Annotated in this window: 17 protein-coding genes; all 17 read left to right on the top strand. The window is 45.1% G+C overall.

Going from position 1 to position 16,566, the window contains the following annotated elements; all coding sequences use genetic code 11:
- The 17 genes from ffh (at position 1) to hslU (ending at position 16,566) form a co-directional block, all read left to right on the top strand.
- Complete coding sequence (gene ffh / locus J7I83_RS06365; RefSeq protein WP_215099855.1) at positions 1–1,359, top strand: signal recognition particle protein; 1,359 nt, start codon at positions 1–3, stop codon at positions 1,357–1,359.
- Positions 1,360–1,452: 93 nt separating this feature from the next.
- Positions 1,453–1,725: a 30S ribosomal protein S16 gene (gene rpsP / locus J7I83_RS06360; protein WP_215099854.1), complete on the top strand. Its 273-nt coding sequence runs from the start codon at positions 1,453–1,455 to the stop codon at positions 1,723–1,725.
- Between the two features lie 13 nt (positions 1,726–1,738).
- Positions 1,739–1,972: a KH domain-containing protein gene (locus J7I83_RS06355; protein ID WP_215099853.1), complete on the top strand. Its 234-nt coding sequence runs from the start codon at positions 1,739–1,741 to the stop codon at positions 1,970–1,972.
- A 67-nt stretch (positions 1,973–2,039) separates the two neighbouring features.
- Complete coding sequence (gene rimM / locus J7I83_RS06350; protein ID WP_215099852.1) at positions 2,040–2,555, top strand: ribosome maturation factor RimM; 516 nt, start codon at positions 2,040–2,042, stop codon at positions 2,553–2,555.
- Positions 2,555–3,280 (top strand): tRNA (guanosine(37)-N1)-methyltransferase TrmD, encoded by a 726-nt coding sequence (trmD, locus tag J7I83_RS06345; RefSeq protein ID WP_215100111.1) that lies wholly within the window; start codon positions 2,555–2,557, stop codon positions 3,278–3,280. Before rimM ends, trmD begins: the two co-directional genes overlap by 1 nt.
- 137 nt (positions 3,281–3,417) lie before the next feature.
- Positions 3,418–3,762: a 50S ribosomal protein L19 gene (rplS, locus tag J7I83_RS06340; RefSeq protein WP_215099851.1), complete on the top strand. Its 345-nt coding sequence runs from the start codon at positions 3,418–3,420 to the stop codon at positions 3,760–3,762.
- 99 nt (positions 3,763–3,861) lie between these two features.
- Entirely contained in the window at positions 3,862–4,419 is a 558-nt protein-coding gene (gene lepB / locus J7I83_RS06335; protein WP_215099850.1) for a signal peptidase I, read from the top strand.
- Between the two features lie 11 nt (positions 4,420–4,430).
- On the top strand, positions 4,431–5,300 hold the full coding sequence (gene ylqF, locus J7I83_RS06330; protein WP_215099849.1) for a ribosome biogenesis GTPase YlqF: 870 nt from the start codon (positions 4,431–4,433) through the stop codon (positions 5,298–5,300).
- Between the two features lie 187 nt (positions 5,301–5,487).
- Positions 5,488–6,267, top strand: a complete 780-nt coding sequence (locus tag J7I83_RS06325; protein WP_215099848.1) for a ribonuclease HII — start codon at positions 5,488–5,490, stop codon at positions 6,265–6,267.
- 112 nt (positions 6,268–6,379) lie between these two features.
- On the top strand, positions 6,380–7,540 hold the full coding sequence (gene sucC / locus J7I83_RS06320) for an ADP-forming succinate--CoA ligase subunit beta (protein ID WP_215099847.1): 1,161 nt from the start codon (positions 6,380–6,382) through the stop codon (positions 7,538–7,540).
- Positions 7,541–7,558: 18 nt separating this feature from the next.
- Positions 7,559–8,461: a succinate--CoA ligase subunit alpha gene (gene sucD, locus J7I83_RS06315; protein WP_215099846.1), complete on the top strand. Its 903-nt coding sequence runs from the start codon at positions 7,559–7,561 to the stop codon at positions 8,459–8,461.
- Positions 8,462–9,247: 786 nt separating this feature from the next.
- Positions 9,248–10,144 (top strand): DNA-processing protein DprA, encoded by an 897-nt coding sequence (dprA, locus tag J7I83_RS06310; protein ID WP_215099845.1) that lies wholly within the window; start codon positions 9,248–9,250, stop codon positions 10,142–10,144.
- 102 nt (positions 10,145–10,246) lie between these two features.
- Entirely contained in the window at positions 10,247–12,316 is a 2,070-nt protein-coding gene (topA, locus tag J7I83_RS06305; protein ID WP_215099844.1) for a type I DNA topoisomerase, read from the top strand.
- A 19-nt stretch (positions 12,317–12,335) separates the two neighbouring features.
- The gene (gene trmFO, locus J7I83_RS06300; protein WP_215099843.1) at positions 12,336–13,646 is read left to right on the top strand and encodes an FADH(2)-oxidizing methylenetetrahydrofolate--tRNA-(uracil(54)-C(5))-methyltransferase TrmFO; all 1,311 of its coding nucleotides are present in this window, start codon (positions 12,336–12,338) and stop codon (positions 13,644–13,646) included.
- A gap of 67 nt (positions 13,647–13,713) precedes the next feature.
- A complete protein-coding gene (gene xerC / locus J7I83_RS06295) occupies positions 13,714–14,607 on the top strand; it encodes a tyrosine recombinase XerC (RefSeq protein ID WP_215099842.1) in 894 nt (297 codons plus the stop codon).
- A 16-nt stretch (positions 14,608–14,623) separates the two neighbouring features.
- Positions 14,624–15,169 (top strand): ATP-dependent protease subunit HslV, encoded by a 546-nt coding sequence (gene hslV, locus J7I83_RS06290; protein ID WP_215099841.1) that lies wholly within the window; start codon positions 14,624–14,626, stop codon positions 15,167–15,169.
- Complete coding sequence (hslU, locus tag J7I83_RS06285) at positions 15,169–16,566, top strand: ATP-dependent protease ATPase subunit HslU (protein WP_215099840.1); 1,398 nt, start codon at positions 15,169–15,171, stop codon at positions 16,564–16,566. Before hslV ends, hslU begins: the two co-directional genes overlap by 1 nt.

The following is a 16,566-nucleotide window of genomic DNA, read 5'->3' as shown; positions in this document are numbered from 1 at the left end:
ATGGCATTTGAAGGATTATCCGAACGCCTGCAAGGCACCATGACAAAGATCAAGGGCAAAGGAAAAGTCAACGAAGCAGACGTTAAGGAAATGATGCGCGAAGTTCGTTTTGCCTTAATCGAAGCGGATGTCAACTTGAAAGTCGTCAAGGAATTTGTCAAGAAAGTCAGCGAACGGGCAATTGGCCAGGATGTCATGGACAGCCTGACACCAGGCCAGCAGGTCGTTAAAATCGTTAAAGATGAGCTGACTGAATTGATGGGCGGCGAAGAGCGGAAAATCGAGTTTTCCTCAAAGCAGCCGACGGTCATTATGATGGTCGGTCTGCAAGGTGCCGGTAAAACGACCACTTCGGGGAAACTTGCCAACCTGCTGCGCAGAAAACACAACCGCAAGCCGTTATTGGTGGCGGCCGACGTATACCGTCCGGCAGCTATTCAACAGCTTGAAACGATTGGCAAGCAGCTGTCCCTGCCGGTTTTTTCCAAAGGGACAGATATGTCTCCTGTGGAAATTGCACGGCAGGCGATTGAGCATGCAAAGACTGAGCATTTGGATACGGTCATCATCGATACCGCAGGCCGCCTGCACGTCGATGAGGCATTGATGCAGGAATTGAAGGATATCCGCGCCCTCAAAGAGCCGGATGAAATATTCCTTGTGGTTGATTCCATGACAGGCCAGGATGCGGTCAACGTAGCTCAGAACTTCGATGAAGCCATCGGCATTACAGGCGTCGTTCTGACGAAGCTTGATGGCGATACACGAGGCGGTGCAGCCCTGTCGATCCGTACCGTTACCCAAAAACCGATTAAATTTGTCGGGATGGGCGAAAAATTGGATGCACTTGAAGCTTTCCATCCGGAACGCATGGCGTCACGGATTCTCGGCATGGGCGATATGATGTCGCTGATTGAAAAAGCGCAGTCGAGCGTCGATGAAGAAAAAGCGAAAGAACTGGAAGAAAAGTTCAGAACCTCGACATTTACTTTTGATGATTTCCTTGAACAGATGTCACAGGTCAAACAGATGGGCCCATTGGATGAAATTCTGAAAATGCTCCCGGGCGCCAATAAAATCAAAGGACTTGAAAACGCAAAAGTGGATGAGGGCCAAATGGATCGCGTGGAAGCCATTATCTATTCCATGACGAAAAAAGAAAAAACCACCCCTGAAATCATCAATGCAAACCGCAAAAAGCGGATTGCCAAAGGTTCTGGAACGAGCATTCAGGACGTCAACCGACTCTTGAAACAGTTCGAGGACATGAAAAAAATGATGAAGCAAATGTCCGGCATGAACACGAAAAAAGGCAAAAAGAAAATGGGGATGCCAGGCCTGGACTCACTTTTCAAGTAAAATTTTAAGGTGTTAAGAAAAAATACTTTACAAACTATTTAAAGCTTGCTAATATAATATCTTGTGTGAAACTATTCGGAGGTGCTTTAAGAAATGGCAGTAAAAATTCGCTTGAAACGTATGGGAGCAAAAAAATCTCCTTTTTACCGTATTGTAGTAGCTGACTCACGTGCTCCACGTGACGGCCGTCAAATCAAGACAGTAGGTACTTACAACCCGCTGACAGTTCCAGCTGAAGTTAAAATCGACGAAGAATTAGTGTTGAAATGGCTTCATGATGGTGCAAAACCATCTGACACTGTACGCAACTTGTTTTCTCAAAAAGGCATTATGGAGAAATTCCATAACGAAAAACTAAACAAGTAAGGGAGATTTTCTTATGAAGCAGCTGATCGAGACCATTGTGAAACCGTTAGTTGATTATCCGGAAGAAGTTCGTGTCGAAACCGACGAAAACGCAAGCCGTATTGTCTACAAGCTTTCCGTGCATCCAGAAGATACAGGGAAAGTGATCGGGAAGCAGGGGCGTGTAGCGAAAGCTATTCGTTCAATTGTGTACTCAGCAGCAGGCGGTTATCATAAGAAGAAAACTTACCTCGATATTGTGGATTAAGGAAGAAGAAGGAGCCTAGGTTCCTTCTTTTTTTTTCAGAAAAATAGCAGTGGAAGGATGTTTGCTTGTGCAATGGTTTAATGTAGGAAAAATTGTCAATACCCACGGAATCCGGGGTGAAGTGCGCGTCTTGTCACGTACCGATTTTCCGGAAGAACGATTTGCTGTAGGTGTAAAGCTTGGCCTTTTCACACCGGATGCGAAAAAGCCGATCATGGTGAAAATCGCCAGCCATCGCCAACATAAAAACTTCGAGTTGCTGACTTTTGAAGGTTATCCGAACATCAGTGACGTAGAGCCATTCAAAGAGTCCTATTTGAAGATTGCTGAACATGACTTGACTGAACTGGAGGACAATGCGTTCTACCATCATGAAATTCTTGGATGTACAGTCTTTTCAACCGAAGGACAGGAGCTTGGGACCATCAGTGAGATTTTGGAGACGGGCGCCAATGATGTCTGGGAAGTTACACCCAAAACCGGGAAGAAGCATTACATTCCATATATTGAAGACATCGTCAAAGAAATCGACATAGATGAAAAGAAAGTGGTCATCGAAGTGATGGAAGGTTTGTTGTCTTGATGAACATAAATGTCCTGTCGCTGTTCCCGCCAATGTTTGAGGGTGTTTTTCAGCACTCAATCATGAAAAAAGCACAAGAAAAAGGTGCAGTCAGCCTGAATGTTGTGGATATCCGGGAATTTGCCGACAATAAGCGGCAGGTGGATGATTATCCATTCGGCGGAGGTGCCGGCATGGTGCTAAAACCGGAACCGATTTTCAATGCCGTAGAAAGCTTGATCCAAGACAGCAAGCCTCGCGTCATCTTGATGTGTCCGCAAGGAGAGCGTTTTACGCAGCAAAAAGCGGAAGAGCTTGCAGCTGAAAAGGAACTGGTATTTATCTGTGGCCATTATGAAGGCTACGATGAACGGATCCGTGAGCATTTGGTGACGGATGAGATATCCATTGGAGATTTTGTGCTGACCGGAGGAGAGCTGGCAGCCATGACCGTCATTGACAGTGTCGTCAGACTGCTTCCAGGGGTCCTTGGCAACGCCGACTCACCAGTTCGTGATTCGTTCTCCACCGGACTCCTTGAACACCCGCAGTACACGCGTCCGGCTGATTTTAGAGGCTGGAAGGTGCCGGATGTCCTAACTTCCGGCAATCATGGAAAAGTCGATCAATGGCGCGAGGAACAGACCTTGAAACGGACGCTCGAGCGGCGACCGGATCTGCTCGATAAAATCGACTTGAGCGACCATCAGAAAAAAACAATTGCCCATTTGAAAGAAAAAAAATAGAACGCAGGTTGCTCTTGCGCACACAACTGATCAATGGTATTATGGACACTGTACTTTTATGTAAAGTACAGGATCACGATGTTCCGCTGCAACAGTCTATTTGGGTGTAAGAGCGTCTGTAGAAGGAGAGAAAAATAATGCAAAACATTATTACAGAAATCACTAAAGAACAGCTTCGTACGGATCTTCCAAAGTTCCGTCCTGGAGACACTGTCCGCGTCCACGTTAAAGTTGTCGAGGGTACACGCGAACGTGTTCAGGTATACGAAGGAGTCGTAATCGGCCGTCGCGGAGGCGGAATCAGTGAATCATTCACTGTTCGCAAAATCTCTTACGGTGTTGGTGTTGAGCGTACATTCCCTGTACACACACCAAAAATTGCACAGCTTGAAGTTACCCGTCGTGGTAAAGTTCGCCGTGCGAAATTGTACTACTTGCGTGACCTACGCGGTAAAGCAGCTCGTATCAAAGAAATTCGATAAGATCGCATTAATGAGAGAGGGCGCTTGCGCCCTCTTTCTTTTTGCTAAAAAGTTTGATTCCTTGTACAATTAAGCCAGCAAGCATGGGGAGGAACGCGCATGGAGACTGAAGTGAAAAAGAAGAATGAGATGTGGGAATGGTCTAAAGCTTTGTTGATCGCCTTCGGTTTGGCTGCAATTATCCGTTTCTTTTTATTCACGCCGATTGTCGTAGATGGAGAATCGATGATGCCGACTTTGGAGCATGGGGATCGCATGATCGTCAACAAAATCGGTTATACAGTCGGAGAACCTGATCGATTTGACATCATTGTTTTTCATGCGCCTGAACAAAAAGATTATATCAAGCGCATCATCGGCTTGCCGGGTGATCACGTAGCCTATGAAGACGACCAGTTATATATAAATGGAGAAGCAGTGGAAGAGCCTTACCTGGATATTTATAAGCAAGGAATCACCGGTACCCTGACAGAGGACTTTGTTCTGGAGGATGTAACCGGTGAAAGAATCGTACCGGATGGCTCTGTTTTTGTAATGGGCGATAATCGCCGTGCCAGCAAAGACAGCCGCCATATCGGATTGGTCCCGACCGAAGAAGTGATCGGGGACACAAGTTTCGTTTTCTGGCCATTGCCTGAAGCGGGAATTGTAAAATAAGGAGTGGTTTTATGACGATACAATGGTTTCCTGGACACATGGCAAAAGCACGGAGACAAGTTACCGAAAAGCTGAAATTGGTGGATATCATTTTTGAACTTGTTGACGCCAGGTTACCTTTATCTTCACGGAATCCGATGATCGATCAAGTGATTCAGCAAAAACCGCGTCTCATTATTTTAAACAAAATGGACATGGCCGATGAAGTTGAAACGAAAAAATGGATTCGTTATTTCGAGGATCAAGGTACCCGGGCAGTAGCCATCAATTCGCTTGAAGGCAGAGGGCTACAGCTGGTGACAAAAGTATCAAAAGAAATACTGACAGACAAATGGGATCGGATGATTGCCAAAGGCATCAACCCCCGTGCCATTCGCGCTATGATTGTCGGCATCCCAAACGTCGGGAAGTCGACCCTCATCAACCGCTTATCGAAAAAGAGCCTGGCCAAGACCGGTAACATGCCAGGTGTCACGAAAGCGCAGCAATGGATCAAAGTCGGCAAAGAAATTGAATTATTGGATACGCCAGGTATTTTATGGCCGAAGTTTGAAGACCCGGAAACCGGATTGAAACTAGCGGTAACGGGAGCGATCAAGGATTCGGTCATCCAAATGCAGGAGTTGGCCATCTATTCCCTGAAATTCCTGGAAGAACGCTATCCAGAACGCATGATGGAACGTTATGGCATTGATCATGTTGACGAAGAAATAGTCAATACCTTTGACCATATTGGTAAAAAGCGCGGTTGTTATGACCAGCATGGCGAAGTCGACTATGAAACGACCGCAGAAGTGATTGTCCGGGATATCCGGAACCAGTATCTCGGCAAAGTGACATTCGATTACAGAGATGAAATGATTGTGGAAGAAGAGGCGTAAAGGTTCGCCCTGTCCCATAACCAGCTGTTCCTCGATTTTGAGGAACAGCTTTTTTGATAGGGTCGATAGTGGATAAACTATTTATCGTCTGCTTTGGTTCAAACAAAGATGACTGCTCTAATTGGAAAGTCTAGTTTACAAAATCATTATTATTTTAAAGAGGTCATAAAAGAAAGAAGTTGAAAAGATGGAAACAACCGCTCAGATAAAAGAAAAACTAGATGGGGTGACGGAATGGCAGCCGTGGATGGATGCGCTGAAGAGCGACTCACGAAAAAGTGTCCAGACTTTATTGGCATCCTGGAAGCGAAAACAGGGGTTGCGTGACAAGCAGCTTCAGAACCATGGCCTGAAGCTGCAATTTGATGCTGAATTCAGAACCGGCAAAGGCGATTTTGTGGCCGGCATCGATGAAGCGGGCAGGGGGCCGCTTGCCGGTCCGGTCGTTACTGCCGCAGTGATTTTGCCGGAGGATTGCTCGAGCCTTGTCGGATTGGACGATTCGAAGCAATTGAGCAAAGCGAAACGTGATCAGTTTGCCGAAATCATCAAGCAGATTGCTGTTAGTTATGCAGTTCATGTCCAGCCCCCTGAAGAAATAGATCGTTTGAATATCTACCAGGCGACAAGAAGCTCCATGACAGAAGCCGCGTTGTCGTTGTCTCCAGAGCCTTCCATCGTGCTGGCTGACGCCATGATGCTGAAGTTGCCGATGGCGTGTGAGTCCATCATTAAAGGTGATGCCAAGAGTTTAAGCATTGCTGCAGCTTCAATTTTGGCAAAGACAGGAAGAGATGCCATTATGGCTGAATATGCCATTGAGTATCCGCAATATGGTTTCGACAAGCATGCCGGCTACGGAACGAAAGAACATGTCGCAGCGCTTGAAAAATACGGCCCTTGCGAAATTCACCGGACAACATTCGAACCGGTCAAATCTCTTTTGACGCAAAATTCACTGTTTTAAGCAAGTGAAGTTTTCTCGGAACAGCTATCAACGGTGGACATTTTATGACAACTTTAATACAATGGTAGAGGTAATAAAATTACGATAGAGATGTTTGATTGGAGGATGACAGATGAATATCCATGAATATCAAGGGAAAGAACTCCTCAGACAATATGGCGTAGCAGTTTCTTACGGCACCGTTGCTTTTTCTCCGGAAGAAGCAGTAAAGGCAGCTAAAGAACTGAGTACGGATATTGTCGTGGTAAAAGCACAAATCCACGCAGGTGGACGAGGCAAGGCCGGCGGTGTTAAAATCGCTAAAAACCTGGATGAAGTCCGTGCATACGCCAAAGAACTATTAGGCAAAGTTCTTGTGACTCACCAGACAGGTCCAGAAGGCAAAGAAATCAAACGCTTGTTGATCGAAGAAGGATCTGATATCAAAAAGGAATATTATATCGGATTGGTGCTTGACCGCCAAACTTCACGCGTCACTCTTATGGGTTCTGAAGAAGGCGGAGTTGATATCGAGGAAGTTTCTGAAAACAATCCTGAAAAAATCTTCAAGGAAATTATCGATCCAGTGATCGGTTTGACTGGTTTCCAGGCACGCCGTATGGCTTTCAACATGAACATTCCGCCTAAGCTTGTAAACAAAGCAGCAAAATTCATGCTTGGCCTTTACACTGTATTCATCGAAAAAGACGCTTCAATCGTTGAAATCAATCCGTTGGTTGAAACTGGCGACGGCAATATTCTAGCGCTTGATGCAAAATTCGATTTCGATGAAAACGCTCTTTACCGCCACAAAGACATTGTGGAACTTCGTGATTTCGACGAAGAGGATGCAAAAGAAATCGAAGCTTCCAAGTATGACTTGAGCTACATTTCTTTGGATGGGAACATCGGCTGTATGGTTAACGGCGCCGGACTTGCTATGGCAACGATGGATACGATCAACTACTACGGCGGAACACCCGCTAACTTCCTTGACGTTGGGGGCGGTGCTACCGCTGAGAAAGTAACGGAAGCTTTCAAGATCATTCTTTCTGATAAGAATGTAAAAGGAATCTTCGTTAACATTTTCGGCGGTATCATGAAGTGTGACATCATTGCGGAAGGCGTAATCCAGGCTGCGAAAGAAGTAAGCCTCGATGTACCGCTTGTAGTCCGTCTTGAAGGAACCAATGTAGAAATCGGTAAAAAACTGCTTAATGAATCAGGTCTTAATATTGTGGCTGCCGGTACGATGGCAGACGGCGCTAAACAGATCGTAGAACTTGTAGGCTAAAGAAGGGCAGGGACAAAAATGAGTGTATACATTAACAAAGACACAAAAGTGCTTGTACAGGGAATTACAGGGTCAACTGCCCTTTTCCATACAAAGCAAATGCTTGAATACGGAACGAAAATCGTTGCGGGTGTAACACCAGGTAAAGGCGGAACTGAAGCTGAAGGCGTACCTGTCTTCAATACTGTGGAAGATGCAGTAAAAGCTACAGGAGCAAACGTATCTGTAATTTACGTACCGGCACCTTTCGCGGCTGACGCAATTCTTGAAGCTGTTGAAGCTGAGCTTGATATGGCTATCTGCATCACTGAGCACATTCCTGTATTGGATATGGTCAAAGTGAAGCGTTACATGGAAGGCAAGAAAACACGTCTTGTTGGACCAAACTGCCCGGGCGTAATCACTCCGGATGAATGTAAAATCGGCATCATGCCTGGATACATTCATAAAAAAGGACATGTTGGCGTTGTTTCACGTTCAGGTACATTGACGTATGAAGCGACTCATCAATTGTCTGAAGAGGGAATTGGCCAGTCGACAGCTGTCGGCATCGGTGGAGACCCAGTAAACGGCACAAACTTTATCGACGTATTGAAGGAATTCAACGAAGATAAAGATACTTACGCAGTCGTAATGATCGGTGAAATCGGCGGAACAGCTGAAGAAGAAGCTGCTGAGTGGGTTAAAGCGAACATGACGAAACCTGTAGTAGGATTTATCGGTGGACAAACTGCACCTGAAGGAAAACGTATGGGCCATGCCGGTGCGATCATTTCCGGTGGTAAAGGAACAGCTGCTGATAAAATCAAAGCAATGAACGAAGCAGGCATCGAAGTTGCAGACACTCCATCTGTTATCGGAGAAACTTTGATCAAAGTTATCAGAGAAAAAGGGCTATACGACAAGTGTAAAACCCATTAATACATGAATAAGGCTCAAAACGTTGGAATTCCAACGTTTTGAGCTTTTTTTCGTGCTTCCAGAAGACTGCCAAAATAGATTTAAGATTTTTTCAGACCAACTTTTCATAAAGGCAACGAGTTAATTTATCGAAAACATTTCTACTATGAGCAAAAATAGATCCAAGAAAAGCCAAATACCAAATGCAATATAGAAAAAGAAGATGAATACTTTCAATTTGGTCAACCCTTTTTTACTTAGTAGAATTACAAGGTAAAAAAACAGAGTTATGTATAGCGGATGTTCCTAATAACCGGCATTCAAAGCATATTTATAGACAAGATATACGGCAGAAATAGACCAAAGTATTACTGCAATAAGATGAATAGTTTTTACAGCTCGCATCTAGGAACCGCCTTCCGATGAAATAGAATAACTTTAAGGAACGGAATGAGATAAGAAATAATCGAACAAGGCGTTTGCCAACATGAAAGTTAGCCTTAGTAAAATCTTCTGCTCCCATTCATAGTGTGAGCCTCTGCAGCTAGTTTAACATTATAATAAATTAAGCGATGCTGACAAATTGTAGTTGTAAGAAAAAATATCTCAATAAGAATCGTGCTGTATGTTAGGTGAGTAATTTTTAAGGCTTGGTCGAAGTCCGGTTGTTTGGCGGATTGGAAAATGTCCAAACCGTGGCAATTTATTGCATGTTTACGGCAGCAGTAAAACCCATTAAAATGGAGATAAGCTGCATCTTAATCGATAAAGCTTATTTTATAGTTAAAATAGAACAGGAGGAACAAAATGAACAAAGAATTCACGGAGCGTTTATTGGCGCTGCACTATGTCTACCCAAAAAGTCTGCAAAAATTATTGCCACTGCTGGCTGAAGATCCAGACCTGTCAAGACTCGAACAAAAATCCCCCTATGAGTTGATGCTGCTCTTGAATATAAGAATGGATCAGGCAGCGAAACTGAAAGCTTCTTACCGACAATCCCTGACATTCCCCTTAAGTGAAACCTACGCCAAACATAAGATACTCCCCATATCTTATCAGCATCCCCTATACCCTGGAAGCCTACTGGAACTGATCGATCCACCCGCTGTCCTATATGCAAAAGGCGATGTGGCTTTATTGGCAGAGCCAAAAAAGGTGGCCATCATCGGCTCACGAAAAGCCTCTTCTTATTCGCAAAAAGTTTTGCAGAAGATTGTTCCGCCACTGGTTGAAAGCGGCTTTGTCATAGTCAGCGGCCTGGCGAAAGGAGCGGACGCAATGGCACATCAAAAAGCGATTGATTTGGGCGGCCGGACAATCGCCGTCACTGGCAGTGGTTTTCTGCATCCCTACCCGAAAGAAAATGCAGCATTAAACCATATAATAGAAGAAAAACATTTGGTTTTGACTGAATATCCACCGTATATGGAGCCGCGAAAATGGAACTTTCCGATGAGAAACCGCGTTATCAGTGGTTTGTCCAGAGGCATCATTGTGACAGAAGCTCTTGTGAAAAGCGGAACATTAAGTACAATCGAACATGCGCTGGATCATGGAAAAGATATTTTCGCGGTTCCGGGTGACATCGGATCACCTTTATCCGAAGGCCCACATAAATTAATTTCAGAGGGGGCAAAACCTGTCTGGAACGGCTGGCAGGTGTTAGAAGAATACCAGCAAATGACAGCAGAGAAAGAATGAAAAAAATGAAAAGCCTTGCATTAAGCCAAAATCTGTTATACATTTTGCAACAGGTAATTCTTTTAAGCAGTTTTGAGAAACCTCTATGAGGAGGAAATAGTTATGGCGGATTTTTTAGTGATTGTTGAGTCGCCTGCAAAGGCAAAGACAATCGAACGGTATTTGGGTAAGAAATATAAAGTCCGTGCTTCACTTGGACATTTACGCGATCTGCCACGGAGTCAAATGGGTGTGGACGTGGAAAACAATTACGAACCTCGCTACATTACAATAAGAGGCAAAGGCCCGATATTACAGGATCTTAAAAAAGAAGCGAAAAAAGCAAAGAAAGTCTTTCTCGCGGCTGACCCTGACAGAGAAGGTGAAGCGATTGCATGGCATTTGGCCACCGCACTCGGCATTGACCAAACCTCGGATTGCCGTGTGGTCTTCAACGAAATCACCAAGGATGCCATTAAGGAATCATTCAAGCATCCGCGCAAAATTGATATGGACCTGGTTGATGCACAGCAGGCTCGCCGGATTTTGGATCGTCTTGTGGGATACAGCATCAGTCCTTTGCTTTGGAAAAAAGTTAAAAAGGGATTGTCTGCTGGACGTGTACAATCTGTAGCCCTTCGACTGGTCATTGATCGGGAAAATGAAATTAAAAGTTTTGAACCGGAAGAATACTGGTCGATCACCGGAGAATTCGAAAAAGCTACGAAGAAATTCGAAGCACAGTTCTACGGCAATACGAAAGAGAAAATGAAACTGCAGAATGAAGATGATGTCAAAGCTGTTATGGCGTCGATGAAAGGCAAAGACTTCACAGTAAACCGTGTGGTGAAAAAAGAGAGAAAAAGAAATCCATCTCCTTCCTTTACAACTTCTTCACTCCAGCAGGAAGCAGCCCGCAAATTAAACTTCCGAGCCAAAAAGACAATGATGCTTGCGCAGCAATTGTATGAAGGCATTTCAGTAGGAAAAGAAGGCATCACGGGTTTAATCACATATATGCGAACAGATTCCACGCGAATCTCCGATACGGCGAAAAAGGATACAGTCGATTTTATTCTCGAAAACTACGGTGAAGAATATGTGACGCAAAAAGTAGCTGCGAAGCAATCAGCAAAATCACAGGATGCCCACGAAGCGGTGCGGCCGACAAGTGTGATGCGGACACCGGAATCGATGAAGAGCATTCTTTCGAGGGATCTTTACCGCCTGTATAAACTGATTTGGGACCGATTTGTAGCCAGTCAGATGTCACCGGCAGTTTTGGATACCGTTATGGCGGAACTGCAGAACGGTGAAGCGGTGTTCCGTGCAAACGGTTCACAGGTCAAGTTTCCAGGCTTCATGAAACTTTACATCGAAGGCACGGATGATCAAAAAGAAGAAAAAGATAACATATTGCCGGAAATGGATGAAGGCGATATCGTGAAAGCGGTTGAAGTCACGCCAAATCAGCATTTTACACAGCCGCCTCCACGCTTTACAGAAGCCCGTTTAGTACGGACACTCGAAGAGCTTGGAATAGGGCGTCCGTCCACTTATGCGCCAACACTGGACACAATCCAGAAACGTGGATATGTCACTTTGGATGCCAAACGTTTTATTCCAACCGAATTAGGTGAGATTGTCCATCAGTTGGTGCTCGAATTTTTCCCGGATATTCTTAATATCGAATTTACCGCTAAAATGGAGCACGATCTGGATACCGTCGAAGAAGGCGAAATTGATTGGCGCTCTATCATCGATGCATTTTACTTGGACTTCGAGAAAAATGTCGAAGTGGCAGAAGAGGAAATGGAGAAAGTCCAGATCAAGGATGAGCCTGTAGGTGAAGACTGTGAATTATGCGGTTCGCCGATGGTCTACAAACTGGGGCGCTATGGCAAATTCATGGCCTGCAGCAATTTCCCGGAATGCCGCAATACAAAAGCCATCGTCAAGCATATCGGCGTCAAATGCCCGACTTGTAAAGAAGGCGAGATTGTTGAAAGAAAGAGCAAGAAGCGCCGTATATTCTACGGCTGCGAACGCTATCCGGAATGTGAATTCGTATCATGGGATAAACCGATTGAACGTCCTTGTCCGAAATGCAACGAATTGCTGGTAGAGAAAAAAGTGAAAAAAGGCGTTCAAATCAATTGCACAAGCTGTGACTACAAAGAAGAAGTTCAATAATAATATAGAGGTGTTTGGAATGACGAAATATGTAAATGTAATTGGAGCCGGATTAGCCGGCAGTGAAGCAGCATGGCAAATCGCAAAACGGGGAGTCAACGTCCGTTTATACGAAATGCGTCCAGTAAAGCAGACAGCTGCCCACCATACAGACAAATTTGCAGAGTTGGTCTGCAGCAACTCATTGCGTGCCAATTCCCTGACCAATGCGGTCGGTGTCATCAAAGAGGAAATGCGTAAACTGGATTCAGTGATCATCGATTCAGCAGATCGTGCATCTGTGCCTGCTGGCGGAGCACTTGCCGTGGATCGCCATGAGTTCGCAGGGGCTGTGACTGACAAAGTCAGAAACCATCCACTCGTGGAAGTGATCAATGAAGAAGTGACGGAAATTCCGGAAGGCATCACGATTATTGCAACCGGGCCGTTAACGTCACCGGCGCTTGCAGAGAAGGTGCGCCAACTAACAGGTGAGGAATACCTATACTTTTATGACGCAGCAGCACCCATTGTAGAAAAAGACAGCATCGATATGGATAAAGTCTATCTAAAATCCCGCTACGACAAAGGGGAAGCTGCTTATTTGAACTGTCCAATGACTGAGGATGAGTTCATGCGTTTCCATACCGCACTTGTCGAAGCAGAAGTTGTGCCGTTGAAGGAATTCGAAAAAGAAATCTATTTTGAAGGCTGCATGCCGGTTGAAATCATGGCCGCCAGAGGTGAGAAAACTTTAACTTTTGGGCCGATGAAGCCAGTAGGATTGGAAGATCCAAAAACAGGTAAAATTCCTTACGCCGTCGTTCAGCTTCGCCAGGATGATGCAGCCGGAACACTTTACAATATCGTCGGATTCCAGACGCATTTGAAATGGGGACCTCAAAAAGAAGTACTCAAATTGATTCCCGGGTTGGAGAACGTGGAAATCGTGCGTTACGGTGTGATGCACCGCAACACGTTCATCAACTCGCCGCGCGTGCTAAAGCCAACCTACCAGTTAAAAGCTGATGAGAACATTTTCTTCGCTGGCCAAATGACTGGTGTCGAAGGCTACGTTGAATCGGCAGGCAGCGGGTTGTTGGCGGGAATCAATGCAGCAAAATTGGCATTGGGTGAAGAATTATTGGTATTCCCAGCTGAAACAGCTTTAGGCAGCATGGCCCGTTATATTACAGAGGCGGACAGCAAGAATTTCCAGCCGATGAATGTCAACTTCGGTTTGTTCCCGGATCTTGGTGAGCGGATCCGCTCGAAACAGGAGCGTGCAGAAAAACACGCAGACCGAGCATTGGCGTCAATTCAAAATTATATGAATACAGTGACTGTTTAATTGATAAAAGCCTCTAAATGTTGGTATAATTTAGAGGCTTTTGTATTTGGTGAAAGGTGGAGCATACATGGAGAAAGAGAAGATGCTTGAATCTTTTATGACCTATATTCAACTGGAGAAAAACTATTCGGAACACACCGTCCACCATTATGCACATGACTTGGCGGATTTTTTTCTGTTTTTGAATGCTGAAGGCGTTCCTGATATCAGAGAAGTCGAATATATACATGCTAGAAACTATGTTACGAAATTATACGATGCCAAGTTATCCCGAACCACCGTTTCCAGAAAGATTTCTGCGATCCGTTCCTTTTTCCGCTATGGCAATCGCGAGTTTGATCTGGACGAGGCCGCATTCAGGTCGTTGTACCATCCGAAAAAAGAAGAACGGTTGCCACAATTCTTCTATGAAGAGGAGCTGGCACAACTTTTTAAGTCGGTTCTGGGTGAAGACAAACTGTCAATCCGTAATACAGCGCTTTTGGAACTGCTATATGCGACAGGTATGCGCGTCAGTGAATGCGTCTCTATTCACTTGGGCGACTTGGATCAGACGATGCAAATTGTCAAAGTGATGGGAAAAGGGCGGAAAGAGCGTTACATTCCATATGGCCAGTTTGCGCAGGACGCTCTGGAACATTATATAGAGGATGCGCGTCCTAAACTGATGAAGAACCAAAAACACGATTATCTGTTTGTGAATAGCCGGGGAGAGACTGTAACCGATCGGGGCGTTCGCCATATCTTGAGCGAGTGCATGAAGAAAGCTTCTGTCAATTCATCTATTTATCCGCATATGATCCGCCATACATTTGCAACTCACCTGATCAATAATGGAGCTGATATTCGGACTGTCCAGGAATTGCTTGGACATTCCCATTTAAGTTCCACTCAGATTTATACGCATGTCACCAAAGAGCATTTACGAAATACCTATTTAAATTCACACCCGAGAGCTTAGGAAGGAGAATTTTACATTGGAACAATTCCATGCAACCACTATATTCGCGGTTCAACATAACGGCAAATGTGCCATGTCGGGCGACGGCCAGGTTACATTCGGCAATGCAGTCGTCATGAAGCATACCGCAAGAAAAGTACGGAAATTATACAACGGACAGGTCTTGACCGGATTCGCAGGATCTGTTGCAGATGCTTTTACATTATTTGAGATGTTCGAAGGAAAGCTGACGGAGTACAACGGCAACCTTCAGCGGGCGGCAGTCGAACTGGCAAAACAATGGCGGGGAGATAAGATGCTTCGCCAGTTGGAAGCCATGCTCATCATTATGAACAAAGATGAGTTGTTGCTGGTATCGGGTACCGGAGAAGTCATTGAACCTGACGATGGGATTCTGGCCATCGGTTCAGGCGGAAACTACGCACTCGCTGCAGGGCGTGCCTTGAAAAAATATGCAGGAGACAATATGACGGCTGCACAAATTGCACAATCTGCTCTGGAGACGGCAGCAGACATTTGTGTCTACACCAATCATCAAATCGTAGTGGAGGAATTGTCCTAATGAGAAATCAATCTGATTTAACCCCAAGACAAATTACTGACCACCTGGACCGTTATATCGTCGGCCAAAAAGATGCCAAGCGTTCGATTGCCATCGCATTGCGCAACCGTTACCGCAGAAGCCGGCTGGATGAAGAGATGCGCGGTGAAGTCATTCCGAAAAACATTCTGATGATCGGGCCAACTGGTGTCGGGAAAACAGAAATCGCCCGTCGAATCGCTAAACTGACAGGAGCGCCTTTCATCAAAGTGGAAGCGACGAAGTTTACAGAAGTAGGATATGTGGGCCGTGATGTTGAATCCATGGTGCGCGATTTAGTCGAAGCAGCGGTGCGGATCGTCAAAGATGAAAAATATGAAGCGGTCCAATTCCAGGCAGAATCGGCAGCCAACGAACGAATCGTGAAATTGTTGGCTCCATCCATGCGAAAAAAACAACCCAATCAAAACCCACTGGAAATGTTATTTGGCCAGAAGATGGAACAAGAAGAGGAAGAGCCGACTGCGGAAGTGGAAGTTCGAGTCAAAAGAAGAGAAATTGCTGCAGACTTAAAAGCGGGCAAACTGGAAGAAGAGTATATAACAGTGGAAGTGGTGGAAAATACACTATCCATGTTTGACGCCATGCAAGGGTCGGGAATGGAACAAATGGGCGCAAATATGCAAGATGCCTTGTCATCCCTGATGCCGAAGAAAAAGAAAAAGCGGCGCTTGCAGGTAAAAGAAGCGCGCCGAATTTTAACTTCTGAAGAGGCTGCGAAATTAGTGGACGATGAAGAAGTGGCGTTGGAAGCGATTGACCGAGCTGAACAGCACGGCATCATCTTTATCGACGAAATGGATAAGATAGCCAGCAAGAGCAGTTCTTCATCCGCTGATGTATCGCGAGAAGGTGTGCAGCGGGATATTCTGCCGATTGTTGAAGGCTCAACGGTCTCCACCAAATACGGGGCAGTCCAAACGGATTATGTGTTGTTTGTTGCTGCAGGGGCTTTTCATATGTCGAAACCGTCTGATCTGATCCCGGAACTGCAGGGGCGTTTCCCGATTCGTGTAGAATTGCAGAAACTGGAAGTGGAAGACTTTGTCAAAATTTTAACAGAACCTAAACATTCTTTAATAAATCAGTATAAAGCCCTTCTCGAAACTGAGGGAGTTGTGGTACACTTCAATGATGCCTCAATAGTCAGACTTGCAGAAATTGCATATCAAGTAAATCAGGACACAGATAACATCGGCGCGCGCAGGCTACATACAATACTGGAGCGTCTGTTAGAAGATTTATCTTTCGAAGCTTCCGAAATTTCTCCGGCACAAATTGACGTAACCCCTCAGTATGTGAATGAGAAACTCGAGGACGTGGCGAAAAATAAAGACTTGTCACAATTTATTCTGTAA

The organism is Planococcus sp. ISL-110 (assembly GCF_018613575.1).
Taxonomy (GTDB): domain Bacteria; phylum Bacillota; class Bacilli; order Bacillales_A; family Planococcaceae; genus Planococcus.
This window is presented reverse-complemented; position numbering and strand designations above follow the sequence as displayed.